This window comes from Acinetobacter sp. AOR43_HL (assembly GCF_027854635.1).
In the GTDB taxonomy this organism is placed as follows: domain Bacteria; phylum Pseudomonadota; class Gammaproteobacteria; order Pseudomonadales; family Moraxellaceae; genus Acinetobacter; species Acinetobacter pittii.
This window is the reverse complement of record NZ_JAKTHX010000018.1, coordinates 282723-308225: the sequence shown is the minus strand read 5'-3', so window position 1 is coordinate 308225 and position 25503 is coordinate 282723. Positions and strand designations below refer to the sequence as shown.

The window sequence follows — 25503 nt, the reverse complement described above, 5'->3', positions numbered from 1 at the left end:
GATGAAATATGACGGACAAGTCGATTAAAGAGTTAGCTCTCAGTGTAGGACGTCCTGTTGAGAAGCTCCTAGAACAGGCTCGTGAAGCAGGTTTGCCTCAACGTACAGCAGACGACATTATTACCACTGAACAACAGGATACTTTGGTCAATCATTTGAAAAAAGTTCATGGTCAGGAAAGTGGTAACACAGGAAAAATTGCGTTGAAACGTAAAACAACCAGTACCGCTAAAGTTGCAAGTACTTCAGGTAAAGCAAAAACGATTAACGTAGAAGTACGTAAAAAACAGGTTTTTGCTAAACCAAACCCTGAACAAATTGCAGCTGAAGCTAAAGCACGTGCAGAAGCTGAAGCTAAAGCACGTGTAGAACAGCAAACGCGTGAAACTGCCGAGCAAAAAGCGCGTCTTCAAACAGAGCAAAAAGCTAAAGCAACTTTAGATGCGATGCGTGCTGCTCATCAACAAGATAGTGCTGCACAGACAGCTCCAAAAGCTGCTGTTGTAGTGAAAAAGCGTGGTGGTGGTACAGTAAAACCTGCACCAAAACCAGCTGAAACTCCAGAACAGAAACGAGCTCGTGAAGAGCAGTCAGCTCAGTTAAAAGCAACTGAAGAAGCTGCACGTCGTAAAGCAGCTGAAGAAGCTCAGCAACGTACACTTGAACAAATGCGCAAAATGGCGTCTAAGTATTCAAATGACGATGCTACTACGACAATTCGTGTTATTGATGATTCTCCACTTGCTTCAGGTCTAGTTGGCCAAGCTTATGAAGATTCATTTAAGCAAGAAGACCGTGAAATTAAACGCGGTGGCGCAACCACTAACCCACGTGCTGGGAAGAAAGGTGGTCGTCGTGGTCAAGAAGAGCAAAGCTTTGTTAACCATAACAAACGTGGTTTAAAATCAAGCCAAGCGAATAAGCATGGATTTGAAAAGCCAGTTAAAAAGCAAGTTTATGATGTAGAAATCGGTTCAAGCATTGTTGTTGCCGATCTTGCTCAAAAAATGGCGATTAAAGTACGTGAAGTTATCAAAACACTTATGAAAATGGGTGAATTGGTTAATCAAGATCAAGCTATTGATCAAGACACAGCGGCACTTGTTGTAGAAGAAATGGGCCACAACCCTGTTTTAGTTTCTGATACACAAGCGGAAGATAACTTGCTTGAAGCAGCTGAAGAAGCTCGTGGTGAGCAAACAACTCGTCCGCCAGTTGTTACCATTATGGGTCACGTTGACCATGGTAAAACATCATTGCTTGACCGTATCCGTCGTTCGAAAGTAGCGGCTGGGGAAGCAGGTGGTATTACCCAGCATATTGGTGCATATCACGTTGAAACAGACAAAGGAATTATTACATTCCTTGATACGCCAGGACATGCGGCATTTACTTCAATGCGTGCACGTGGTGCTAAAGCAACAGATATCGTTGTATTAGTTGTTGCTGCAGATGACGGTGTAATGCCACAAACTGCAGAAGCAATTGACCATGCTCGTGCAGCAGGTACTCCAATTATTGTTGCAATCAACAAAATGGATAAAGAATCTGCTGATCCAGACCGTGTGTTAAATGAATTAACAACGAAACAAATCGTTCCAGAAGAATGGGGTGGTGATGTTCCGATTGCTAAAGTTTCTGCACACAGCGGACAAGGTATTGATGAACTCCTTGATTTAATTCTTATTCAATCAGAATTGATGGAATTAAAAGCATCTGCTGAAGGTGCTGCGCAAGGTGTTGTTATTGAAGCACGTGTAGATAAAGGCCGTGGTGCAGTAACTTCGATTCTTGTTCAAAACGGTACATTAAACATTGGTGACCTTGTTCTTGCAGGTTCATCTTATGGTCGTGTCCGTGCAATGTCTGATGAAAACGGTAAGCCGATTAAATCAGCAGGACCATCTATTCCAGTAGAAATTCTGGGTCTTCCAGATGCTCCAATGGCGGGTGATGAAGTTCTTGTTGTAAATGACGAGAAGAAAGCGCGTGAAGTTGCCGATGCTCGTGCTGACCGTGAGCGTCAAAAACGTATTGATCGTCAAAGTGCTATGCGCCTTGAAAATATCATGTCGTCAATGGGCAAAAAAGATGTTCCTACAGTGAACGTTGTTTTGAAAACAGACGTACGTGGTACTTTAGAAGCATTGAATGCTGCTCTACATGAATTATCTACTGATGAAGTAAAAGTTCGTGTAATTAGCTCAGGTGTTGGTGCGATTACTGAGTCTGATGTAATTCTTGCTGAATCTTCAGAAGCTGTATTATTAGGCTTTAACGTACGTGCCGATACGACTGCTCGTCAACGAAGTGACCAAGACGGTATTGATATTCGTTACTACAGCATCATCTATGAATTAATTGATGATGTGAAAGATGCCATGAGCGGTAAACTTGCTCCTGAACATCGTGAAACAATCTTGGGTGTTGCGGAAGTACGTGAAGTATTCCACTCAAGTAAGTTTGGTGCAGCAGCAGGCTGTATGGTACTTGAAGGCACATTACATCGTAATAAACCGATTCGCGTATTACGTGATGATGTTGTAATTTTCCAAGGTGAGCTTGAATCTCTTCGTCGTTATAAAGACGTTGTTGATGAAGTTCGTGCCGGTATGGAATGTGGCCTTGCGGTGAAAGGTTATAAAGACATCAAACCACAAGATAAGATCGAAGTGTATGATGTTCAATTGATTAAACGGAGTCTTTAATGGCGGGTAGCCAACGCTTAAAGCGCATGGCGGATTCAGTACAACGTGAGTTGTCTGAGCTGATCCGTCAAGAGCTTAAAGATCCTCGCTTAGGTGGTCTAGTGACCATCTCTGCGGTGAAAGTCAGTGCGGATATGGGTTATGCTGAAGTTTATGTTACTGTTATGGGACGTGAACTCGGCGATGAGCAAAGTGAAGCAGCAAATAAAGAAACTTTAGATGTATTAAATAAAGCTTCTGGTTTCTTGCGTCATGAATTGAGCCGTCGCATTAAGACTCGTATTACGCCTCGCTTACGTTTCCATTACGATAAGACGAATGCATATGGTAACTATATGTTTGGTCTAATCGAAAAAGCGGTACAAGATTTACCAGAACGTAAGTCAGATGACCAAGAGTAATTAGAACTCAAAAATAAAAAAAGCCACCTTCGGGTGGCTTTTTTTATTGATTCAATTTCTTATTCTTTAGGAGGTTCCATTGGCGGTTTGTTTTGTGAGAAGCGCTGACCAATTTTGTAACGGTCCCAAGGGAGTGGGCGCTCAATGGCTTCAGGTACTTCACCACTCAATGAGCGTAAACGTAAATGTAGCGCAGCTTGTGCAATCAAATTAGCCGAAACAGGCGCGGTAATAAAAGCTAAAAGGGTAATAAGTAATTCGGCAAAACCAAAGCGACCTTGGAAAGCAAAAAAGATCATGGAAGCGATCAGAAAGCTTCCTAAGCCGAGCGTACTCGACTTAGTTGGCGCATGTAAGCGCATGAATAAGTCGGGTAAACGGACCATACCGATTGAGCCAACTAACATGAAGAAGGCGCCAAAAACCAGAAAGACCGAAACAATAATTTCCATTGTAAATTGCATTTGACCTCTCCTTAATCGATAACATGACCGGTTGTGAAGTAGCGTGCTAAGGCGGCTGTAGATACGAAACCTAACATCGCAACCAATAGTGCTCCTTCAAATAGAGAAGTCGTCATCCAATAAATGCCTAACACAACAATGAGGCAAGTTGCATTGAGGAAAAGTGTATCGAGCGCTAAAAGGCGGTCTACAATTGATGGGCCCATAACCAATCTAAAAAGGCAAAGTAGCATCGAGATTGTAACGGCAATCAAGCTAATACCTAGAGCATAGGGTAGGATTGTCATGCACTTGCCTCCGTTTTACTTTTCACATCAAAAATTTCCATAAGAGGAATTTCATAACGTTCTTTGATGTCTTGAATATCAGATTCGGTATTATCTGTGCTCAAAGCATGAACCAGAATATCCCCGCGTTCCTGATCGATACCCGCAGAAACCGTACCTGGTGTTGTGGTAATGATCATTGCAAGTAAGGTGTTGACCTGCTCATGTTCTGTCTCTAAAGGTACGCGATACCATTTAGGATGTAATTTTTTAGTAGGTCCCAAAACAAGTTTTGCGACCTTAAAGTTAGAAATAATAATATCCCAAAGAACTACAAAACATAGCTTAACCGCAGGTTTCCAATGAATATGCGGTGTGCGGGTAATAAACGGTTTGACTAAACGAGGGATGATTAAGCCCAAAAGCATCGCAGTCAAAAGATCACTCGCATCAAGACTATGCGCCAGCATCAACCAAAATAAAACGATGAGAACCGAAACAAATGGATGTGGAAACCAGCGTTCAAGCAAATGAGTTAACTGCATTGTTATGGCTCCATAGGTTTCAATTGACTTTCATCAACAATGGTAGGCGTTTGGAGTTTGTCCTGTTGCTGAATTTGTCGTTGTTTATATTCAGAAATATGTTCGCCATTGAACGTATCTTTCGAAATAATATCTGGAACAAGATAAGCATTATGATCTTCAACTTCACCGCCGTACTTGGTTTCCGGTAAGTAAGCTGGATCATATGGTTGCACACTGATGACTTCACCGTTTTGATCTACTTTAAGAATAGAGTGTTGGTAAAGTGCATGGTCCTGGATCTGTTGTGCGGTGCTTAATGTGTAATGCTGAATTGGTGCAGCAAAGACAACATAAGCGATTAAACCAGCCAGTAATAGATAGATAACTTGATCGTTACGTGGTGGTGCGCGTTCCGGCAAAGCACGATAAAGAATATAAGCTGGATGGATTGGATCTTCTTCTGGAGGAGAGGCGCGCCAGAATAAGATAAAACCAACACGTGTGAGTGCAATAATACTTAATAGGCTCACAACAAGCACAACACCAATAATCCAGCCTTGATAGCTAGCTTCAACTGTCGCTTGTAAAATGAATACTTTTCCAAGAAAACCACTAAAAGGTGGCAAACCTGCAAGCATCATGGCAATCAAGAAGTAAGTCAGCATAGCCGCTTTTTCTTGTTTGATTCTTGGGGCAACTTTTAAATGATCTTTAAAATCTCCACGTTGTGAAGTGATCCATCCACAGAATAGATAAAAAGCTGCGCCAATTAAGGTACTGTGCACTAAATAATATAAAGCACCAGACCATGCCTGCGTATTAGACATGGCAATTGCTGTAAGCAAGGTACCAATTGAAGAAAGGACCATAAAGCCGACAAATCGACGTAAACGATCTGCTCCAATTGCTGCAATCACCCCATAAAGAGAAGTAATTAAGCCAATAGGCAATAACCAGCTTTTTAAGATTTCTTGACTAAGCGCATCGTCAAATACTGTTCCATTTACACGTAAAATAGAATAGATCCCGACTTTAGTCATAATAGTGAAAATTGCAGCTACAGGCGTACTTGCAACGGCATAGGTTTTTGGTAGCCAAAAACCGACAGGAAGCATTGCTGCTTTAATACCGAAAACAACAAAGAGAAGTAAGGAACCAGCGACTGCTAATTTGTGTTGATCTGCTTCAAGTGTCGGTATAAGACGTGAGACATCCGCCATGTTGAGGCTACCCACACTGCCATAAATCATACCAAGCCCAATTAAGAAAAGGGCAGAGGCTAAAAGATTGATAATGACATAGTGAACGCCAAGCTGAAAACGAGGTTTGCCTTGTCCATGTAAGAGCAACACATACGAAGCCATCAACAGGATTTCAAAAAAGACGAAAAGGTTAAATAAGTCGCCTGTTAGAAATGCTCCACAAATCCCCATTAATAGAAAATGTACCATGGCATGGAAATAGCGACCACGCGTATCCCAGTTATCACTTGCATACCATAAAACTGGTACCGCTAATGCGTAAGTCAGTGCCAGCATAAAAGCAGAAAGACGATCGAGTACAAGCACAATACCAAATGGCGCTGACCATTCGCTTAATTGGTAAACAGTAATTTGCCCCGTGCTGGCGTAACTAAGATAAACAATAGCGGTAATTAATCCGGCAATTGCTGAGACGAGGCTAATGCCACGACGCCAAGGCTGACGCCAGTCATCTTTTAAAGCTCCTGCCCCGGGGTTGCCTAACAGTAATAAGATAAAAGCAGTAAATGCTGGGATGAGAATGCTAAAAATAGGCGTGTGTTGTTGCCAAAAAGATAAAAAATCAAACATCACGGCTCATCCTCACGTGGGTCGTATGTTGGGGAAGCATCTTCTTTAGCATCAACATGATCACTACCTGATTCATAACGGCTACGTAGCGCAAGTTGTACAATAAACGCTGTAGTTGCAAAACCAATCACGATGGCGGTTAACACCAACGCCTGAGGGAGTGGATCGGTTATTTTTGTCGTTTCAGTTAAAATTGCTGGCGAGCTGATTTGTAATCGACCCATAGCAAATAAAAATAGGTTTACTGCATAACCGATTACAGCCAATCCGAGCACAACAGGGAAAGTACGAGCACGTAAAATCAGATAAATACCTGTGGCAACAAGTAAACCAATAGCAGAAGCCAGTAAGAATTCTAAACTGATCATGATGATTCCTCCCGATGTGGTACAGGACCGGACATACTCGAATGACGAGAGTCGCCTAATACAGAGATGAGCAACATTGTCGCGCCTACAACGGTGATATAAACACCCAAGTCAAAACTTGCAGCTGAAGCTAGATGTAGTTTTCCTAGAATTGGTAATTCAACATAGACATGAGCACTCGTGAGGAACGGACGTAACCAGAACCATGCTGCTATACCAGTCAGGCCTGCAATCGTTAATCCTGTGCCAATCCAGACTTCGTAAAGGCGGCCAGACTTCGCTTTTAACAGCTGTTCTGCTTGATCTTGACCTAGTGCAATATATTGAATGATTAGCGCCATTGAGGTGATTAGACCTGCAATGAAGCCACCGCCTGGATAGTTATGTCCTCGCAAAAAGATATAAACACTGACGACAAGCGCTAGAGGTAATACCCAAGAGGCCGTAATACGGAACATAAGCGGAGAAGGATTAAAACGGTAGGTGAGGCCTTGCGTCATGGTGGTGCCGTGTACACGCATACCATCCATTAAACATAGGGCACCAATCGCAGCGATGCCTAATACCGTAATTTCACCGAAGGTATCGAAGCCACGGAAGTCAACTAAAATGACATTTACAATATTTGAGCCACCACCAAGTGGTAAAGACTGTTGGGCAAAGAACCAAGAAATTGAATTATGATCACGGGTTAAAATGAGCCAAGTAATCCAGCCAATTCCTAAACCTCCAATAATTGCTAAGGCAGCATCTCTCAAACGTCTAGAACGAAGAGATTCATACGGTGTGAGCTGTGGAAGTAACGATAAGCTCATCAATAAAAGAACAGTCGTTACAACGTCTACTGTAATTTGAGTCAGCGCTAAATCTGGTGCTGACATGGTGACGAAGACCATCGTTACCACTAGACCAATTGCACCACTAATAAGTACTGCTTTAATACGCTCATGGTGGAACCAGAGCATCATCCAACAGCCTGAGAACAACGTCAGCCAAAGAACCACAGCAATCCATGGAGCATGGGTGAGTTCACGTGTACCTGTGCTCAGCCCTTGATTGAGTAAAGGCATAGTGACCATGATGATGCTAAAAGCAATGATCCAGAACAAATAACTTTGCAATGAACCATTTTCAGTTTTTTGTTTGATTTTTCGGCTTGTAAGCAGCAGATGTTTTAAAAATAAATCAAATAAGATACGGCCTTGTAATTTGCCTAGACGTGGGTCAAGGTCAATTTTACGAATCATGCCGTCTTTTGCTAAGGCAAAGTAGAACAGCGTACCGCCTACTAAGGCAATAATACTCATCACAAGAGGAGCGTTGAATCCATGCCAAATTGCAAGGTGTGTACCCGCAAATTCTAGTTGCATTAAGCTTGCTCTAGTTACACTATTGACCAGTGGTTCTACCAATAACGAAGGCAGAACGCCGACCAAGATACAAAGCACAGCAAGAAGGATGGCTGGAGCACGCATCCCGATAGGTGGTTCATGTGCGTCTTTATTTGGCACTTGTTTGCCAATTGGGCCGTCAAAGAAGACACCATGTACTAAGCGAATTGAATAACTTACTGCGAAGATACCAGCCAGAGTTGCAATGATGCTGGCAAAGATAACTGTTGAGCCTGAAAGATTCGCCAATAGCTCGGTAAAGAACATCTCTTTTGAAATAAAGCCGTTGGTAAGTGGTACACCTGCCATAGAGGCAGCGGTAATCATGGTGAGTGTGGCAGTGAAAGGAAGTAATTGCCAAATACCACTGAGTTTTCGAAGATCACGTGTGCCGGTTTCATGATCAATAATCCCTGCAAGCATAAACAGCGCTGCTTTAAATGTTGCATGGTTAATAATATGGAAAATAGCAGCGGCAACTGCTAAAGGAGAACCGATACCGAGTAAACAAACAATAAGCCCTAAATGACTAATGGTTGAATAGGCTAACAGTCCTTTTAAATCTTCTTTGAAAATAGCAAAACACGCTGCCATACAGAGCGTAAATAGGCCGACAAACGTAACGATATTGTGATAGATCGCAGCGCCTATAAAGATTGGAAGTAAGCGGGCAAGTAGAAAAATCCCGGCTTTTACCATGGTCGCAGAGTGCAGGTAAGCGGACACTGGTGTGGGTGCCGCCATTGCGTTAGGTAACCAAAAATGAAATGGGAACTGAGCACTCTTTGTAAATGCGCCAAGCAAAATAAGCAATAACATTGGAATAAAAAGAGCGTGGGCTTGGATAACATCTTTCATGCCCATGATTTCGCTAATTTCATAGGTTCCGGTGATTTGTCCTAATAGAACAAATCCACCTAGCATTGCTAAACCGCCCATTCCTGTAATTGTGAGTGCCATCCGAGAGCCACGTTGAGCAGCTTCATAGTGACTCCAATATCCCACTAACAAGAAAGATGAAATACTGGTGAGCTCCCAAAAGACTAATAAAATAATAAGATTATTAGAGAGCGAAATACCCAGCATTGCTGCCATAAACAGCATGAGTAACGTATAGAGTTTACTTAATGAATTTTTAGGGCCTAAATAATAATAGGCGTATATATAAATGAGTGTACCGATACCGGTAATAAGTAAAGAGAATAATAAACCAAGAGCATCGAGCCTGAAGCTCAGATTGATCCCTAATTGAGGTAACCAATCCCAGCTTTGTTGAATGCTTGCACCACCAAGCACAGTTTTAGCTTGAGTCAGTAATAAACCAAAACTGGTTAAACTGACTCCAATTGCCCCTAAAGCCGTTACTCCACGCGAGAACCGTTGAAGCAATGAAACAAGGGTGGTGCCTAATATTAACGGTAATAAGATAATTATCGGTAGCACACTCGTATCCATATGTGATTTAGGTCGAAACCTAAAGGTGAAATTTTAATTTCAGAATAGATAGGAATTCAAAGAGAGTTCCAAAGCTTATTATTCCGAAAACCCAACCAAATTAGAAAATAAAGCGAGAAACAAGTTGTATTGCGCAACTTGAAGAATAAAAACGCAAAATGAAATTTATTGTACACTAAAAAAGCATTGAAAATCTGATGTTATTACATGTAGTAACAACATCTAGTTATTTTAGTGCCTAAAAAACCGTACTCCACCATATATTTTGTGACTGTGGTTTTTTGATTATAAAACTCAAACCGAAGGGCTTTCTTCCGGCGCGTCTCCCGCATGAATCATCCTTAATAATTCATTTTTTTGTTGTTCAGTTAAACCCTGAATCTGCTGAAATAAAACCTCAATCGGTGCTGGTGTTGGGTCTATTAAACTCAAAGGCTGTGCTTCTATAGATGGTGTTAATGGCTCGCTTCTTTGAAGTAAGGTGTAGATATGTTCAAGCTGTTGTTTGGTGGTGTTTAAATCAAGATGGCTAACTTTACCGTGCTCTAATTTTAGACATTGATAGGTTGAAGCATGTTCGAGTAGCTCTTCACGACTTCCTGTTGCAATAATTTGTAGGTGTGGGAATGCTTGATGAAGCCGATTTAAGATCTCGGAGCAATGCGTTGAGTCGAGCTGTACATCAATCTGGTCAATGAGTAAAACGCCATCCCCTTCAAGACAAGGGTTTAAGCTCAAAGGATTGAGTAAACAGAGTCGGCGGGCTATATCACCTACTAAAGCAATCCAGGTTTTTGTTGTATTTGAAAGCTGCTGAAAAGGTAAGGTTTGATCTTCATAGTCGACCATGAGTTGCAGTCGAGGCTGATATTGTAAATAGAGGTCTTTAAGCTCAGGCAAAACTATATTCAATGCATTCTTAAGAGCATATAGATTGGGTGAAGTGAGCTGTTTAGGTTGCCCTGATAACTCTTTTTGAAGCTCATTTAATAATTCTGTTTGATCTTGCTGATCTGATTGTTTCGATCTAATCCGTTGTACTAGATATGCAGCTTGAGCATTTTCGATATCGCTGATTTCTCGTAACCATTCAAAAAAGCGTGTAAAAGTTGTAAACGGTAGTGGGCTAATGTCATAGGCTGAAATGGCTTGAGTAATGCCGGGTAAATTTTTATTAAGCAGATTAATATCATTCACAAATCGCTCGGCTGGGTAGTAAGCGATTAAGGGAAGCCCCTGTAATGGATCTTTTTTTATGACTTGTTGATAAAGAGCCATGGTTTGGTCAAGTTGCTGAGTTTCAACTTGGCTCACTCCAATCCCACTTGCATTTAAGGTTTTAAAAAGTTTCCAGCTACATAGTGAAGAGTCTACCTGCTGAGCAGAGGTACTTTCTGGCAGATGACCAATTTCTGAACGAACTTGAATAGTCACTTCAATTTTTGATTGTAGACGCGACTGAGTAATGTCTTGATCAGGCATGACAATACCGGGACTACGCAAATCTTTAAGGCGAGCAGGCAGCCAAGTTAAAGCATGGTAAATATGTTTGAGCAACATACTTTTACCAGTTGCCTGTTCACCTAAAATTAAGGTGATTGGCTGTTTTTCATAGTGAAAGTGTATTTTAAGGTCGTGAAACAGAGCAATATGTTTAAATTGGACAGATTCAAGTTTCATAGGCTCACCTAAATATGAGCGCTTCAACCAACCGACTGACGAAGACTTAAAGGCGCCCTTAGTTTTAATTGTTGTATCAGATCATAAAGATGATGGATATTTAGACTTACTTTAGCACGAGTACAGGCAACGTACAGTAGTCTTAATTCTTCATCGGTAATCTTGTGTTCTAACCCATTAATTTTAAATTGATAGTCATCTTCAATATGAACACGGTTCCATTCTAAGCCTTTTGCTTTATGTGCTGTAGAGATGACATAGTCAGCTTGCTCAAGTGGAGTAATCTTTGCAAGTGCTTTTTTTAGCGGGTCAGTGCCGTGATCATCGACCAATTTAACCAATGGTTTAATATCACTACCTTCATTGGTTTCACAGTATTCATGGACATCATGCCATGAGTTGAACCATGCTAATTCAGGCACATCAGTAACCCGTTTTCCTTGTTTTAAGAGACTTGCAGCATCTACAAAACGGTTTAGTTTTTGATGATCAGCTTGCAAACTCACTTTATCGCCGTGAACTAAACCTGCTAATAGAAGTTCCATAGCCCGAGCATTGGTACGGCATAAAATCGCATCACGCATTTTGGTATGCGGTTTATTTACGACACTTGATTTTTGATTTGGATTACCAAGCAAAGGAACAGTTTCATTTAATCCGCCCAGCAATGCATTGGCAACATCCGCAATCGTTTCACCAAAACGGAAAGAAGTGGTGAGGCGAGACTCTGGCAATGGTAATTGCTGCATGGCATTGATTGCACCACGCCATGCATAAATTTGCTGATGTGCATCACCTACATAGATGACCTGCGTACTTTTTTGGCGAAGTAAAATACCCAACATTAAAGGGTCGGCATCTTGTGCTTCATCAAATAGTACATAATCGGCTGGAATGTTAGGTTCAGACAAAGCCCAAAGTTTGAGGTAAATATCGTGACCAATTCCTGCCTGATGATTTGGGTCGATGGATTCTAACCAACGGCGCTCTACAGCAGGGTAAAGGTGAGTTTGTAGCTCGGTAATATCGTCCGGATGTAACCAGTTGGGCGCCTGAATATGTCGAGGAGCTGGATATTGAGAACTGGTTGAACAGAAATAGCTGACAGCATTAGCGACAAGGCTTGCGAGGCGACTTGGCATTAAGACGTATTTTTCATAACGTCCACCCATCATGCGTCGTAAAGTAATAGGTTCTAGTCGATATTCTTTGGCAATAAAGCTTGGACTTAAGCGAGGTAAGCGTAATTTATCAGTCACACCTCGTGGCACACTGCGAAACGCGAGTGAGTGAAAAGTCCGGCAGTCTACATTACGATGAAATTTGTTTTGTGCTTCACCAGCAATGGCTTTGTTAAAAGCCAAATACATACCGCGCCGTTCAGGCATGGCATCACTAATCATTTGTAACGTAGTAGTTTTACCTGTACCCGCATAGGCAATCACTTTAAATGATTGCCCAAGACGTCCGTTATCTATGGCAATAGCTTGCTCATAGGTGGCTTTAGGTTTTTCGATATTCGACACTGAGTGATTTTAAACCTTGTTGCGGTTAGCTTTTTCAACTAAACCAGATAAACCCTGACGACGAGCTAATTCGTCAATAATAAGTTGTGGATTAAGATCGAAATAACCCAACATGACAATGCTATGGAACCACAAATCGGCAGTTTCATAAATCAAGTCATTTAAATTGCTTTCTGTATTTTGAGCAGCGTAGTCTTTCGCAGCAATAATAGTTTCTACGCTTTCTTCGCCGACTTTTTCCAAGATTTTATTGATGCCTTTTTTATAAAGGCTTGCAACATATGACGTATCCGCTTCAGCTTGCTTACGCTCTTGCATCAATTGCCCTAAGTGAGCAAGTACATCAACTTGTTCAGTGGTGTGAGCATGATCGTGGCTTTCAGTTTTGGCTTTATCGCCATAAATTGCAGTAGGGTCTTTTAATTGTGCATCGACAATTTCCCAACCCTGTGGGGTAAGTTTACGGTAGAAACAAGACTCACGACCTGTATGGCAAGCAATACCGCCGTGTTGCTCAACTTGTAATATGATTACATCGCCGTCACAGTCCAGACGAATTTCATAAACCGTTTGGAAATGACCTGATTCTTCACCCTTGTGCCAAAGTTTTTGGCGAGAGCGAGAGAAATACACCGCTTGATTTTTTTCTGCTGTGAGCGCAAGTGATTCACGGTTCATCCACGCTACCATCAAAATACGTCCGGTTTGATGATGTTGAGCAATGGCAGGGATAAGACCTTGTTCGTTAAATTTTACTTCATCGAGCCATTGCGTGTTATTCATGAGGAATCACCAAAGAAATATGAACTATAAATTGATTTCAATCTGATGCTAAAAAATAGCTTGTATAGTGTACGGCATCAACGTCGCTTTGCGGAAAAATTCTTTGTCCTTTTTGTCTTTGTCAGCGTAATGAATAGCTTGTAACACTTACCAATCTGTATATTATTCGAATGACTAAGGCGTGAGGATATTTGAAATCTCAATCAAATTTTGATCTGGATCGCGTATATAAACTGAAAGAATAGGATGCATTGCACCAGTACGCTCAATCGGACCTTCTTCAATTTGAATATTTAACTGATTAAGATGCGCAACCACTTCTGAAATGGGAGTGTCTGAAATAAAACACAAGTCGGCAGATCCGGGAGTCGGCTGTAATGCCTTCGGTTCAAACTCGTTGCCTTGCTGGTGTAAATTTATTTTTTGATTTCCAAACTTTAGAGCCTTTCTATTACCTTTAAACGTGATGACTTCAAACCCCAATACGGTTTGATAGAAATGACAGGTAGTTTCAATATTTGAGACAGTTAAAACAAGATGATCAAGATGGCTGATTTTCATGTGTTAATCACTATTATTTGGTGGGGTTAATAGTCAGACAAAGATTGGCTTTCTAAATGAAATGCACTGTTTTCTTTAGGAAATTGAGCTACCTGATCATAATCAAGTTGCTTGAATGGTCCTGTTTTTAAGCCTGAAATTGTAATTGCCATTTCTTTTCGAAAATAAGGGATTTGATACATCCACGGAAAAACTAAATCTCTTAAACCTCCAGCCCACCAATGATCAGATTGATAAAGTGGTGTTAGTAAGCGACTAAGAAATTGATAAAACTGGGTGGATGAACGGCGAAGCTGGTGGTAGTGCTGCCAGAGCAGGGACCAATCAATATTCTGGTTTTTTTTAGCATGTTGCAATGATTGAGAGAAAGCCCAAGCATCCAATAATGCCATATTTGCGCCTTGACCTAACTGCGGACTCATCGCGTGAGCGGCATCGCCAATCACCCCAATTCGACCTTGACCAAATTGAGTCATAACGACATCACGGTAGTTTGCAGATAACCATTTGGGCTGAGTTGGACTGTTATATAAAATCTCTTTTAGCCATTCTGCAACTGTGGGCCAACGCTCAGAGACTTGCTTTAACCAAGCTTGTTTAGCCTGCTCATCTTGCAAAAAGCTTTGTAATTGTGGCTTAGGTAAGCTCCAAAATACACTTGAAAGGCGCTGTTGAGGTTCGCTTGGAACTGCTCCTGTAGGAAGAATTCCCATCATAATTTTCGAGCGATCATAAAATTGATGCAGAATTTCAGAATCGAGCACTTGGCACTCAGGCACGATACTCCACGCCGCACCCCAAGGGTAGGCTTGGTCAACCTTTACCCATGCTTTAGGTCTTAATTGACTACGAGCACCATTGGCAATAAGTACGGCATCAAAGCGAGCATCAAACTTATGGTTTTGATGCATGCCGAATAGCTGAATTTCATCGTTACGTTCTTCAAAACTTTCAACAGAGTGGTTCATACACCAAGTAATCTGGTTTGAATATTCACTAAGCTTTTGAGTGAGTACATGACATAAAGTGGCTCGGTGTATACCTAGGCCATAAAGATTTGCTGATGCTTCGTGATAGTGACTGTTAACTAAAAGACGCTTGTCTGGAAGTTGGCCCTCTAAGCCTGTGACTCTTGCACCTAATGTTAAGGCGTTTTCGAGCACACCTAAATGTTCAAATACAGCTAAGCCCGCAGGTTGTAGTAATAAACCAGCACCTACTGGAGATAACTCATCAACTTGTTCAAAAATAGTAACGTTATTGCCTTGGCGGGCGAGTAAAATCGCAGTGGCTAAACCTGCAGTGCCGGCACCGATAATGGCAAAATGAGGTGTTTTCATTGTTTGTTCTTTTGAAGCATTTATAGGTTCAATTTAGCAATGAACGAATAGTTGATCTATAAATTTTTTAAAATATTGAATTTTTCTCATAAAAAAACCCTTGCACTGGCAAGGGATTTTGAACTTATTTCAATATACGCCAAAGCGCTAGTAAACTACTCAGCACAATTAGAATAATCGAAACAAACCAAGGGCTAATAATTGCAATAGTCAGCAAAATCAGCATGGTACTGCCGAACATCCAGCTACGGCGTTGCTGATGTTCCATTTGCAAACGAAGTTGCTGAATTTCGCGTAACTGGCGGTCTTGCCAAGCTGACTGATTTTTTAAACCATTTAAGCTATCAATAATTAAGCTTGGGAAATCTTGAGCGCCTAAAAGCAGGTCAGGTAATTGCTGGCCAAGCTCTTTTACATTTTTGACTGGGTTCATGTTGGATTTGACCCATTCCGTCAAAATTGGTTTTGCCAATTTCCAGATGTCGAGCTGCGGATAAAGGTCAGTACCTAGGCCTTCTACATGCACTAAAGTTTTGAGTAGCAGCATGAGCTGTGGTGGTATCTCAAGATGGAAGCGTCGAGCAATATCCATGACTTGGATTAAGATACCCGCAAAATCAAGTTGATCCATTGGTTTAGACACCATTGGCCCAACAGTGCGTCGCATTTCACGTGCTAACGCGTCTTGATCTGTACCCGGTGGAATCCAGCCAGCTTGATGCACAATTTGAATAAGCTGCATAAAGTTGCTGTTCATCACAGCAAGCAACATACGGGCAACTGTCATCTGGTCGTGCTTAGAAAGCTCACCCATAATCGCACAGTCTAGTGCAATAAAGCGTGGATTGCTTGGGTTGATGGTTTCTACAAAGACATTACCAGGGTGCATGTCTGCATGGAAAAAGTTATCGCGGAAGACTTGCGTAAAGAAAATGGTTAACCCTTTTTCTGCAAGTTGTGCGCGGTCCATGCCTAGACGGTCAAAGGTTGCCGTATCTGAAATAGGAACACCTGTAATGCGCTCTGCCACCATGACATCTTTGGTGTCCATGTAGACTTCAGGCACATACATCATGGTTGAGCCAGTAAAGTAATGGCGCATACGACGGGTGTTATCCGCCTCAATACTCAAGTCCAGTTCGTTTAAAATGATCTGGCGGTAGTCTTGAATAATTTCGGTGAGATGCAACGCACGAGCAGCTTCAAGGCGGCTTTCTAGTGTATTACCTAGCCATGCCAAAATCTCAAAGTCTTGTAAAATTTGATTGCGAATGTCAGGGCGAGTGACTTTAACAACGACTTCGCGACCATCATGCAATGCAGCAGTATGCACTTGGGCAATTGATGCGGCAGCTAATGGCTGATCATCAAAGCGAGCAAATAATGTATTAACGTCAGCTTTTAACGAATCTTGAATACGTTGTTTAGCAACATCTCCATCAAAAGGTTTTACTTGATCTTGAAGTAAAACCAGCTGAGCGAGCACCTCAGGTGGAATTAGGTCACGGCGAGTAGACAGTAATTGACCGAGCTTGATTGCAAGTGGTCCCATATCTTCTAAAGCTTCTTTGAGCTTTAAAGGATTTTTACGTTCACGACTCGACCATGCAGCAGGGTGCATTTTAATAATATTTAATGCATGCTGAGCTTTAACTGGTAATTCATCCGCAGGGAACAACGTATCGAGTCTATAGTGCGCTGCAATACGCCAAAGTTCGAGTAAACGTGAAACGTGCGGAATCATATACAGTCTTACCTAGTCTTGAGAGGGTTGTAGTTGTGCATTGAGTTGCTGCAATCTTGCTTCAAGACGGTCAATGTCTTGATTAAGCTTGCGAGTTGCTTGAGTTAAATCATCCATTTCCCAGCGAGGGGCAAATAGACCGCTATCTTCTTTTAATGCGTCTTCTGCGAAAAATAGATGGCTTTGCACCGAGCGTTTTAAATGTTTTGGTGCAAGTTGAATCTTGCCAATTTCGTGGGCGAGTTGAGGACCCACCCATCTTGATAAATGCGCAGCTAAATCTGGTTCAGCTTGCTGCATAATCTTTTGAATATCCTGTAGCAGATGGTAATCACCTTGCAATGGGATATTACCAATCTGATCTGGATCGCTGACCAATAATTTAATCAGTTCAATGACATCATTAACATGCAAAGTTGCAGTTGCTTCAGAAATTTTGAATTGGGCATCAAAAGGACGCTGTTCAAAAATAGAAGGCTTTTCACTATGACCTGTTACGGTAGGTTCAAGACGTACTTTTTCTTGGTCAAAGAATACATCGACAGAAAGTTGCGGGCTATCAATCACAACACGCAACATTTTGCCCTGTAACTGATTAAGCTGAATGCGAGTAACCGCATCCAGATCGATCAGATGATGAATGATACGTTCGACTGCACCGAGTGCCAGAATCGACCACATATCGTTATCCCTTACAGTTTGAAGCCACGGTGAACGGCAACGATACCAGCAGTAAGGTTGTGATAGTCACAGTTCTGGAAGCCAGCATTTTCCATCATACCTTTTAAAGTACGTTGGTCTGGGTGCATACGGATTGATTCAGCCAAATATTTATAACTTTCTGAGTCATTCGCAACCAATTTACCCATGATCGGTAAAGCGGTGAATGAATAGAGGTCATAAAGTTTCGAGAATGGCTCAAATACAGGTTTAGAAAACTCAAGAATCAGTAAACGACCACCTGGTTTTAACACACGGAACATAGACGCAAGTGCTGCATCTTTATCTGTCACGTTACGTAAGCCAAAGCTAATGGTTACAAGATCAAAGCTGTTGTCTGCAAAAGGTTCTAAAGTTTCTGCATTGGCAAGAATGAAGTCAACATTGGTACAGCCTGCATCAATTAGACGGTCACGACCAACATTGAGCATAGATTCGTTAATGTCTGAAAGTACAACATGACCTTGCGGACCAACTTCACGGCTAAATACTTTTGCTAAGTCGCCTGTACCACCCGCAATATCCAACACGTGTTGACCACGGCGAACACCAGACATGTTAATTGCAAAACGTTTCCACAAACGGTGAATACCAAATGACATCAAGTCATTCATCAAGTCATATTTGCTTGCAACTGAGTGGAAAACTTCTGCAACTTTTTGTGCTTTATCTTCAGTTCTAACAGTTGAGTAACCAAAGTGTGTGGTTTCACCAACGTTGCCAGTATTGCCAGCACCACGAGGTAAATTGTATTTAGGTACAGAACCATTCACAGGTGTGTCTGTTAAGGTTTGCTGTAAAGTTTGTTGTTGCCCTTGAGGAGTACCTTGAGGTAAAGGTGAGCTTAGGAATGGGCTAACTTTGTCTGAACTTTGTGCCTGCTCAGTTGGAGATGTTGGCTTTTGGTTTTCGTTAGACATATTGTCTCTCCTAGACTCAAACTCAAGTGAAACGGAATAAGTTCTGCATGATGACAGATTTTGTCTATTTTTACAGGCATCATCATGCAAATATAATGAATAAAATCTCAACTTCGTGAGGTTGAGTTTTTCTATGTGCCGACCTTATCACACTCTAAACGGATTCGGATGCCCTGAATGTACATTTTCAATAATCTGGCGTTCTTTTTCAGTAAAAGTCTTAATAAAGGTCTCGGCTGATTTTAACGGTTTCATCGCATTAAAACCATCTTGAATGAAATCATACATCAATTCGAAGTGATATTTTTGGGCAATACCTTTACACATTTTAAAAGCAGTAAACATCATAAATGAACGCATGTATTTATCGAGCGCTGCTCCTAAATCGTCAAGCAGAGCAAGCTGCTGGTAACGAGCTTCTGCTTGATCGAGCTTAATTAAGGTTAAACGCATAATCTCATCAGTGAGTACTGTATCTGCCGGATAGTCCTCAAGAAGTTGCATTGCTACTTGCTCATCAAGTTGGGTTGCAAGTACAGCCAAACTTACTGATTTAGTACCTGTTTTAATTGCATTCTCAGGTAAGACTTTTTCTGCTTTATGCGCATATTTCAATAAGCGTTCGATTTGAGCTGCAAGAGCATCAAATTCTGGGCCACCATATAAACGATTTAAAAAGTACTCTGACATGAGCTTGTGTGTTGGCAGATTAAAAAAGTCATGATGCGTATCTTTCATCCGCTCTTTTAGCCATGTTTGTACATCTTGCAAACGCTGGGCAAGCACTGGATTATCGTGATAATTAAACGTTTTATATTGTTGTAAAAGATCATCAAAAGCAGCGAGTTTAGACATTTAAGGCTCTAATATTGGGCTATTTGCAAAAAATCATAAAAGGCATTGTAACCTTGTACTATGGCGAGTAGATGTAAAAAAAATGATTCATGCGTCAATTTTTAAACAGAATTTTGTCGCAATGACATAATTTGTATAGCAATTCATCATTTAACCGCATAAGTTAAAGATCATCGAAATTAAACAATAAAAGATTAGAGCCGTGGACTATGAGTGAACAACAACCAAAATTTGAGATTCGTGATGAAGAACAGCTTTCAGTCGATTTGATTGAAGCACAATATGCGTTAAAAGAAAGTCGGGGCAAACCCAACGCTAAAAGCACACTGATATTAATGAGCGGTATTGAATTGGCTGGAAAAGGTGAGGCTGTTAAGCAACTCCGTGAATGGCTAGATCCACGATATTTACGAGTCAAAGCAGACGCGCCACGTGTGCTGACAGATACAGAAGCATTTTGGCAATCTTACTCGGAGTTTATTCCGACTGAAGGACAAATTGTGGTGATGTTCGGCAACTGGTATAGCGATTTGCTCGTCACAGCAACGCATGTTTCCGAGCCTTTAGATGATTCGCGTTTTGATGAATACGTTGAAAATATGCGGGCATTTGAGCAAGATTTAAAAAATAACTATGTCGATGTGGTTAAAGTCTGGTTCGATCTATCATGGAAATCACTACAAAAACGTTTAGACAAAATTGACCCGTCAGAGCAACACTGGCATAAGCTCCACGGCCTAGACTGGCGTAATAAAAAACAATATGACACTTTGCAAAAGTTACGCCGTCGTTTTACCGACGATTGGTACATTATTGATGGCGAAGATGAAAAGCAGCGTGATCAGTTTTTCGCTCAATACCTTTTACAACACATGCGTCAACTTCCAGAGCATGAAACTGAAGTTAAAGGAAAATGGCAGCAAGCTAAAATTCCAGAGAGTTTATTAAAACCTTCTAATGAACCACTTGAAAAAGCTGAATATAAAAAAGAGCTGGATAAGCTGAGTAAGAAAATTGCCGATGCCATGCGTTTTGATAAACGCAATGTCGTCATTGCTTTTGAAGGTATGGATGCTGCTGGTAAAGGAGGGGCCATTAAGCGAATTGTTAAAAACTTAGACCCACGTGAATATGATATTCATTGTATTGGTGCACCTGAACGCTTTGAAGCTCGACATCCTTACTTATGGCGCTTTTGGAACCGCATTAATGAAGCTGAAAAAATCACGATTTTTGATCGGACATGGTATGGGCGCGTACTCGTTGAACGTGTCGAAGGTTTTGCTTCGCCTTTAGAATGGCAGCGTGCCTATGATGAAATAAATCGCTTTGAAAAAGATTTATTTGATAGTCAAACGATTGTGGTAAAAATTTGGCTAGCGATTAGTAAAGATGAGCAAGAGCAGCGTTTTAAGGCCAGAGAAGAAACACCGCATAAACGCTTTAAAATCACTGCGGAAGATTGGCGTAATCGTGATAAGTGGGATGATTATTTAAAAGCAGCAGCCGATATGTTTGAGCGAACCAGTACTGAATATGCACCTTGGTATATCGTTGCAACTGATGATAAATATACGGCCCGTCTGGAGGTGTTGAAGGCCATTTTAAAACAGCTGAGAGCAGACTAAGCTCTCAGCTACAAGGCAAACATTAATTTACAATGGTGCTACGGCTTTTTTGCTGAATACGTTTTGCAAGGTTATAACTGTCATTCAGATGAGTTTCTGCTATTTTTTTCATCATGAAATAGCCTAAACTTGCTGCTACAATTTGTCCGCCTAGCGGTATAAATTTAGTCACCTGTTTTGTTACGATTTTGCCTAAAAAGCCGTTAAATGTTTTTTTAACGGTAGTACGTGCCACTACAAAACCAGAAAACTCAAAACCGCGTTTACGTAACTCATCCCAATGAATAGTTTTAGTTTTTGGGTCGTAAACGCTCACGTGCTCAGGTGCTAAACCGAAACGGGAATTGATATCTGGAATTAGGTGAGACAAAATTCCCAAATCTACCGCCACGTCAAAAAAAGGAATCGGTACAATTGCCGCTCCGGCTGAGACGTAAGCTCTTTTTTTGATGAGATCATGGCACTCATCGCGAATTTGTTCCAGATTTAGGCTAGGATCAATATAGTCAGGAATCTTGTCAATTTTCATAATGTCTACCTGTATAAGTTTCTTGATGGCGTCATTCAAACTAAGTGTAAGTGACACCTAAAGTTAAATTATGCTGTGTTTAAACCAACGTGACATAGTCAGATTCAGTTGTATAGTAATGAATGTTTATGATTTTGTGCATAAATTATGCAAGCAGGAAATGAAATAAATGGGGATCCATGTTATTCAAAGTCAACGTATTGATGTGTTGTTGCAAGGTGTATTGGCGTCTACATCTCAAGCTTCAACGCATCCATTACAGGTTTTGAAAACCCAACATTTTATTGTTCCAAGTCCTGCGGTCGAGCAGTGGCTGATACAAAAACTTGCAGAACAGCAAGGCATGAGTGCCAATTACCAGTTTCACCAACGGGTACGAGGTTTCCAATGGTTTGCCTATCAGCAAGTTTTAACTGCGCATAAAGAACAGGTCCGTAAAGCGAACATCCCGCGTTTGATTTTTAAATGGCGGGTGCATCAGGCTTTGCACGAATTTATTCAACCTGACACGATGAGCATCGATACGTCGCATCCTTTACATTCTATTGTTCAGCGTATTTATGACAGTGCAGATCGACTCGAACAAGGCATAGATAAACAATTAAAAAAACAAAAAATGCTGTATTGGGTCGCTGAGCAGGTTGCTGATCTATTTAGCAACTATATGATTTATCGTGGACAGTGCCAGCGTGGTTGTGAAAATAGTTGTACCTGTCCGGAAAACTGGTTGTCTGCTTGGGGACAGGGCCGAGCACTCGATATTGAAAAATATATTGTGCAGAAAGATGAAGAAGTGACTGCTTTTGCATTACATCAAACTGAGGAGCTAGAGCGTTGGCAGCGTTGGTTGTGGCAGCAACATTTTCATGATGATTTTGTGCAGATGCAGCAAATTGACGCGTTGTTTTGGCAAGAGTTAGATCATCCAGACCGTGGTAAGCGTGCTATTTCAAGATTACCTAATCAAGTGGTGATCTTTACATTATTAGATTTGCCGCCAAGTCAGTTACAGTTCTTGCGCCGTTTAGGCCAATATATTGATGTCTTGATTTTGCACTATAACCCTTCACAAGAATATTGGGCCGATAGTGTCGATCCACTCTGGAAACAGCGTTATGACTTAGGGGTAAAAGAGCGTTTTATTGCGAAAAATCCAAAGGCTACTGATGCTGAAATTAGTGATTTCTTTAATAAATTCACACTCAATTTTAATGCTGAAGCGCGTGAGTCTAGACATCCGCTTTTAACCAGATTGGGTAAACAAGCCCGCGACCACTTTTCTTTATTATCGAATTTATCTACGGGGGAAGAAGGTAAGTGGGTGGATGCTTTTGTGGATGATTTTCCTGAAAGTTTACTCGGTAAAGTTCAGTCAGATATTTTGCATTTAGTTGAACCTCAAGCTAAGCAATATGAGCTTGCCCCAGACGATGACTCGATTCAGATTCATGTTTGTCATTCGACTTTACGTCAGCTTGAAGTTCTAAAAGAGCAATTAATCTGTTGGTTGGCTAAACCACATGAGCAGCCGCGCCGACCAAACGATATTTTAGTTTTAGTTCCTAATTTGGCCGACATAGAACCTTTAATTCGAAGTGTATTTCCCGCTACTGCCACTGAGCAAGGTGTACATTTGCCAGTGAAAATTGCAGGTGTTGCATCACTTGATGCACTTAATGCTTGGCGTGCCGTAATTGGGCGTATTCAACTGATGCAGGGCCGTTTTAGCTTTGATGATTTTGCTGATTGGTTAAGCTTGCATGCTACCCAGCAACGTTACGAACTTGAGTATGTTCAGGTCGAGCGGATTTTAAATTTGCTTGCCGATGCGGGTTTTAAACGAGGGCTTGATGCAGAGCATCTCAAGCGCAGTTTGTGTGACGGTGATGATGATTATCGATATAGCTTTAAATTTGCCTTAGAGCGATTGGCTCTTGGTATTGCTGTGCCTGTACATGCGACCTTTAATCAGGTGTTGAGTTATGCCAAAGTTCAACCGAGCGATTTCGAGTTGGTGGGTACACTCATTCAGATTTATCAGGATTTGAACGAGCGCCGTGATTGGCTGACTCTGCATGAACAAGGAAAAGTCTATACGATTGAATATTGGCTTCAGGTACTAGGCAAAGATATTGTTGAATTTGAGCAGGTTGGTGTTGCTGCTCTAAAAGCTGTGCGTGAAATTGTTAAAAAACAAGAGCGAATGTTGACGCTCGCAAGCTATTACGCCGAGACAGAAACAGGAACTTTGCGCAAAATTACCTTGCCTCTGCCTTATATTATTGAAGAAATTCAACGGACATTAGAAAGCCAAAGTGCACAAGCTGAACCGACAGGGCAAATTACCTTTGCCCAAATTGGACACATTCGACCGTTACCTTATCGTTTAATGGTCATGCTAAATCTTGATGCAGGACAATTTCCAAACCGTGATACACACGTTCCATTTGATTTGATGGATGCACTGCGCCAACAGTTAGGTGATCGTTCTCGACTTGAAGATGATCAAGGTGCTTTTTTAGATGCTTTATTATTAGCCCAAGAAAATTTATGGCTGTTTTATAACGGCTTTGATGTGAACGATGGCGAGGTGCGCGAACCTTCCAGTATTCTTCAAGAGTTCCGTGAACATCTTGCCCTGATTGTGAAAGCTGAAGATGGTGAACCTGAAAGTGTCGTTATTGAAGGGATTGAGATACCTTCACAGTTAAAACAACTCTATCACTTACATGATTTACAGCCCTTCGATCCGAAAGGTTTTACTGTTGAAAAAAGTGTTATTCGCTATCAAGATCATTGGTTTAAGGTCGCTTCACAAATTCAGCAAGTTTCAGGAAGTCGCCAACCTTGGGCGAACACAACCTATCCGCTACAAGCGCCTGACATGCTGGTTTTAGAGAGCCAACAGTGGATACAGGATGTGACATTCCCTGCACGATTATATTTGAAAACTTTAGGGGTAGAAAACTTAGGAAGTGTCGGAGTGCTCGACCAAAATGAACCTTTATTATTAGATGGTTTAGGGCGCTATGCGATTCGACATTTTTTACAACAATCTGAACAGCAAGCACAACCTGAAGTATTAATTGATCAGTTGCCTGTCGGTAAAGTCAAATATAGCGCATGGCAACAAGGTGTTTTTGAGCAAGAATGTTTACTTGAACGCCTTCACCATTATGCACCAGCAGTGACACAAACAACTCAGCGTATTTGGCGAATTGCTAAACAGCTTCATATGAATATTACCGTTCCGAAGTCTGAAACTCGGGACTGGGTGAGTATGGAACCTTCAAGCGCTCGGGCAAAAAGACGTGCTAAAGTCTGGTTAGAATATCTGCTCTGGTTAGCTTATTTAAATGAGGGTAGTGCAGGAGCTGAAAAGCGCCGTATTGTGGTTTTTAGCGATCAAACTGTGATTTGTAGTGGGATTAGTTCTGAGCAAGCTCGGCAATATTTACAACCATGGTTTAAAATCTGGCGCCATGCACAGCAACAACCATTGGTTTTACCAGCAGCCTTATTATTAAAGCCATTAGAAAAAGCTAAAGCATATCAGTGGGAAACAACAAATCAGACAGAAAAAGCAAAACTGGATGAGAAGAGCTACACTGAGCTGTTAAAATACTGGAATGAAACAGGGTCATTTACCACAATGGATATGACTCAAAATGAAGCTTGTAAGTTGCATCAAGACTGGAGCTTTATTTTACAAGAACAAGATGCACAGGCTTTGCTTCAACATGCTTGTGATGAGTTTGCGTATGATTTGTATCATCCGGTTTTTCAATTTCAACATTCGGAGTAA

20 protein-coding genes are annotated in these 25503 nt (G+C 41.3%); 4 read left to right on the top strand and 16 right to left on the bottom strand.

Translation table 11 applies throughout. The features are described 5' to 3' along the window. The first annotated feature begins 8 nt into the window (after positions 1 to 8). The gene (infB, locus tag MKL33_RS08305; RefSeq protein ID WP_002114697.1) at positions 9 to 2708 is read left to right on the top strand and encodes a translation initiation factor IF-2; all 2700 of its coding nucleotides are present in this window, start codon (positions 9 to 11) and stop codon (positions 2706 to 2708) included. Continuing rightward, positions 2708 to 3109, top strand: coding sequence for a ribosome-binding factor A (locus MKL33_RS08300; RefSeq protein ID WP_002114836.1), 402 nt, complete (start codon positions 2708 to 2710; stop codon positions 3107 to 3109). Before infB ends, MKL33_RS08300 begins: the two co-directional genes overlap by 1 nt. Before the next feature lie 59 nt (positions 3110 to 3168). Here the strand turns inward: MKL33_RS08300 and MKL33_RS08295 are convergent, their stop codons facing one another. The 15 genes from MKL33_RS08295 to MKL33_RS08225 all read right to left on the bottom strand — a co-directional run bounded on the left by MKL33_RS08295 (position 3169) and on the right by MKL33_RS08225 (position 19541). After that, positions 3169 to 3573, bottom strand: a complete 405-nt coding sequence (locus MKL33_RS08295) for a Na+/H+ antiporter subunit G (protein ID WP_005065884.1) — start codon at positions 3571 to 3573, stop codon at positions 3169 to 3171. Between the two features lie 11 nt (positions 3574 to 3584). Further along, a complete protein-coding gene (locus MKL33_RS08290; RefSeq protein WP_005065886.1) occupies positions 3585 to 3860 on the bottom strand; it encodes a monovalent cation/H+ antiporter subunit F in 276 nt (91 codons plus the stop codon). Further along, positions 3857 to 4384, bottom strand: a complete 528-nt coding sequence (locus tag MKL33_RS08285; protein WP_005079335.1) for a Na+/H+ antiporter subunit E — start codon at positions 4382 to 4384, stop codon at positions 3857 to 3859. Before MKL33_RS08285 ends, MKL33_RS08290 begins: the two co-directional genes overlap by 4 nt. Positions 4385 to 4386: 2 nt before the next feature. Next, on the bottom strand, positions 4387 to 6198 hold the full coding sequence (locus MKL33_RS08280) for a monovalent cation/H+ antiporter subunit D (RefSeq protein ID WP_032005097.1): 1812 nt from the start codon (positions 6196 to 6198) through the stop codon (positions 4387 to 4389). Further along, on the bottom strand, positions 6198 to 6566 hold the full coding sequence (locus tag MKL33_RS08275) for a Na+/H+ antiporter subunit C (protein WP_002115033.1): 369 nt from the start codon (positions 6564 to 6566) through the stop codon (positions 6198 to 6200). The genes MKL33_RS08280 and MKL33_RS08275 overlap by 1 nt, the downstream gene beginning before the upstream one ends. After that, positions 6563 to 9412, bottom strand: coding sequence for a monovalent cation/H+ antiporter subunit A (locus MKL33_RS08270; RefSeq protein WP_068527618.1), 2850 nt, complete (start codon positions 9410 to 9412; stop codon positions 6563 to 6565). The genes MKL33_RS08275 and MKL33_RS08270 overlap by 4 nt, the downstream gene beginning before the upstream one ends. Positions 9413 to 9706: 294 nt before the next feature. Further along, a complete protein-coding gene (locus tag MKL33_RS08265) occupies positions 9707 to 11092 on the bottom strand; it encodes an AAA family ATPase (RefSeq protein ID WP_068527622.1) in 1386 nt (461 codons plus the stop codon). A gap of 23 nt (positions 11093 to 11115) precedes the next feature. After that, positions 11116 to 12618 (bottom strand): UvrD-helicase domain-containing protein, encoded by a 1503-nt coding sequence (locus MKL33_RS08260; protein WP_002114901.1) that lies wholly within the window; start codon positions 12616 to 12618, stop codon positions 11116 to 11118. Between the two features lie 9 nt (positions 12619 to 12627). After that, positions 12628 to 13401, bottom strand: coding sequence for a bifunctional phosphoribosyl-AMP cyclohydrolase/phosphoribosyl-ATP diphosphatase HisIE (hisIE, locus tag MKL33_RS08255; protein WP_014208235.1), 774 nt, complete (start codon positions 13399 to 13401; stop codon positions 12628 to 12630). A 174-nt stretch (positions 13402 to 13575) separates the two neighbouring features. Continuing rightward, the gene (locus MKL33_RS08250) at positions 13576 to 13962 is read right to left on the bottom strand and encodes a VOC family protein (RefSeq protein ID WP_017385378.1); all 387 of its coding nucleotides are present in this window, start codon (positions 13960 to 13962) and stop codon (positions 13576 to 13578) included. Between the two features lie 26 nt (positions 13963 to 13988). Beyond that, positions 13989 to 15302, bottom strand: coding sequence for an FAD-dependent oxidoreductase (locus MKL33_RS08245; RefSeq protein WP_068527625.1), 1314 nt, complete (start codon positions 15300 to 15302; stop codon positions 13989 to 13991). A gap of 124 nt (positions 15303 to 15426) precedes the next feature. Continuing rightward, a complete protein-coding gene (locus tag MKL33_RS08240; RefSeq protein ID WP_014208238.1) occupies positions 15427 to 17046 on the bottom strand; it encodes an ABC1 kinase family protein in 1620 nt (539 codons plus the stop codon). Positions 17047 to 17058: 12 nt separating this feature from the next. After that, the gene (locus MKL33_RS08235; protein WP_039763486.1) at positions 17059 to 17727 is read right to left on the bottom strand and encodes a ubiquinone biosynthesis accessory factor UbiJ; all 669 of its coding nucleotides are present in this window, start codon (positions 17725 to 17727) and stop codon (positions 17059 to 17061) included. 11 nt (positions 17728 to 17738) lie between these two features. Beyond that, positions 17739 to 18686: a bifunctional demethylmenaquinone methyltransferase/2-methoxy-6-polyprenyl-1,4-benzoquinol methylase UbiE gene (ubiE, locus tag MKL33_RS08230; protein WP_270906794.1), complete on the bottom strand. Its 948-nt coding sequence runs from the start codon at positions 18684 to 18686 to the stop codon at positions 17739 to 17741. A gap of 147 nt (positions 18687 to 18833) precedes the next feature. Next, on the bottom strand, positions 18834 to 19541 hold the full coding sequence (locus tag MKL33_RS08225) for an FFLEELY motif protein (RefSeq protein WP_068527627.1): 708 nt from the start codon (positions 19539 to 19541) through the stop codon (positions 18834 to 18836). A 209-nt stretch (positions 19542 to 19750) separates the two neighbouring features. Between MKL33_RS08225 and pap the strand changes: the two genes are divergently transcribed. After that, positions 19751 to 21169, top strand: coding sequence for a polyphosphate:AMP phosphotransferase (pap, locus tag MKL33_RS08220; protein ID WP_005065911.1), 1419 nt, complete (start codon positions 19751 to 19753; stop codon positions 21167 to 21169). A 22-nt stretch (positions 21170 to 21191) separates the two neighbouring features. Here pap and MKL33_RS08215 read toward each other — a convergent pair whose 3' ends face one another. Next, positions 21192 to 21698 carry a hypothetical protein gene (locus MKL33_RS08215; protein WP_005065913.1) on the bottom strand — a complete coding sequence of 169 codons (507 nt, stop codon included), beginning with the start codon at positions 21696 to 21698 and terminating at the stop codon, positions 21192 to 21194. A gap of 169 nt (positions 21699 to 21867) precedes the next feature. Between MKL33_RS08215 and MKL33_RS08210 the strand changes: the two genes are divergently transcribed. Then, complete coding sequence (locus tag MKL33_RS08210) at positions 21868 to 25503, top strand: exodeoxyribonuclease V subunit gamma (protein ID WP_270906793.1); 3636 nt, start codon at positions 21868 to 21870, stop codon at positions 25501 to 25503.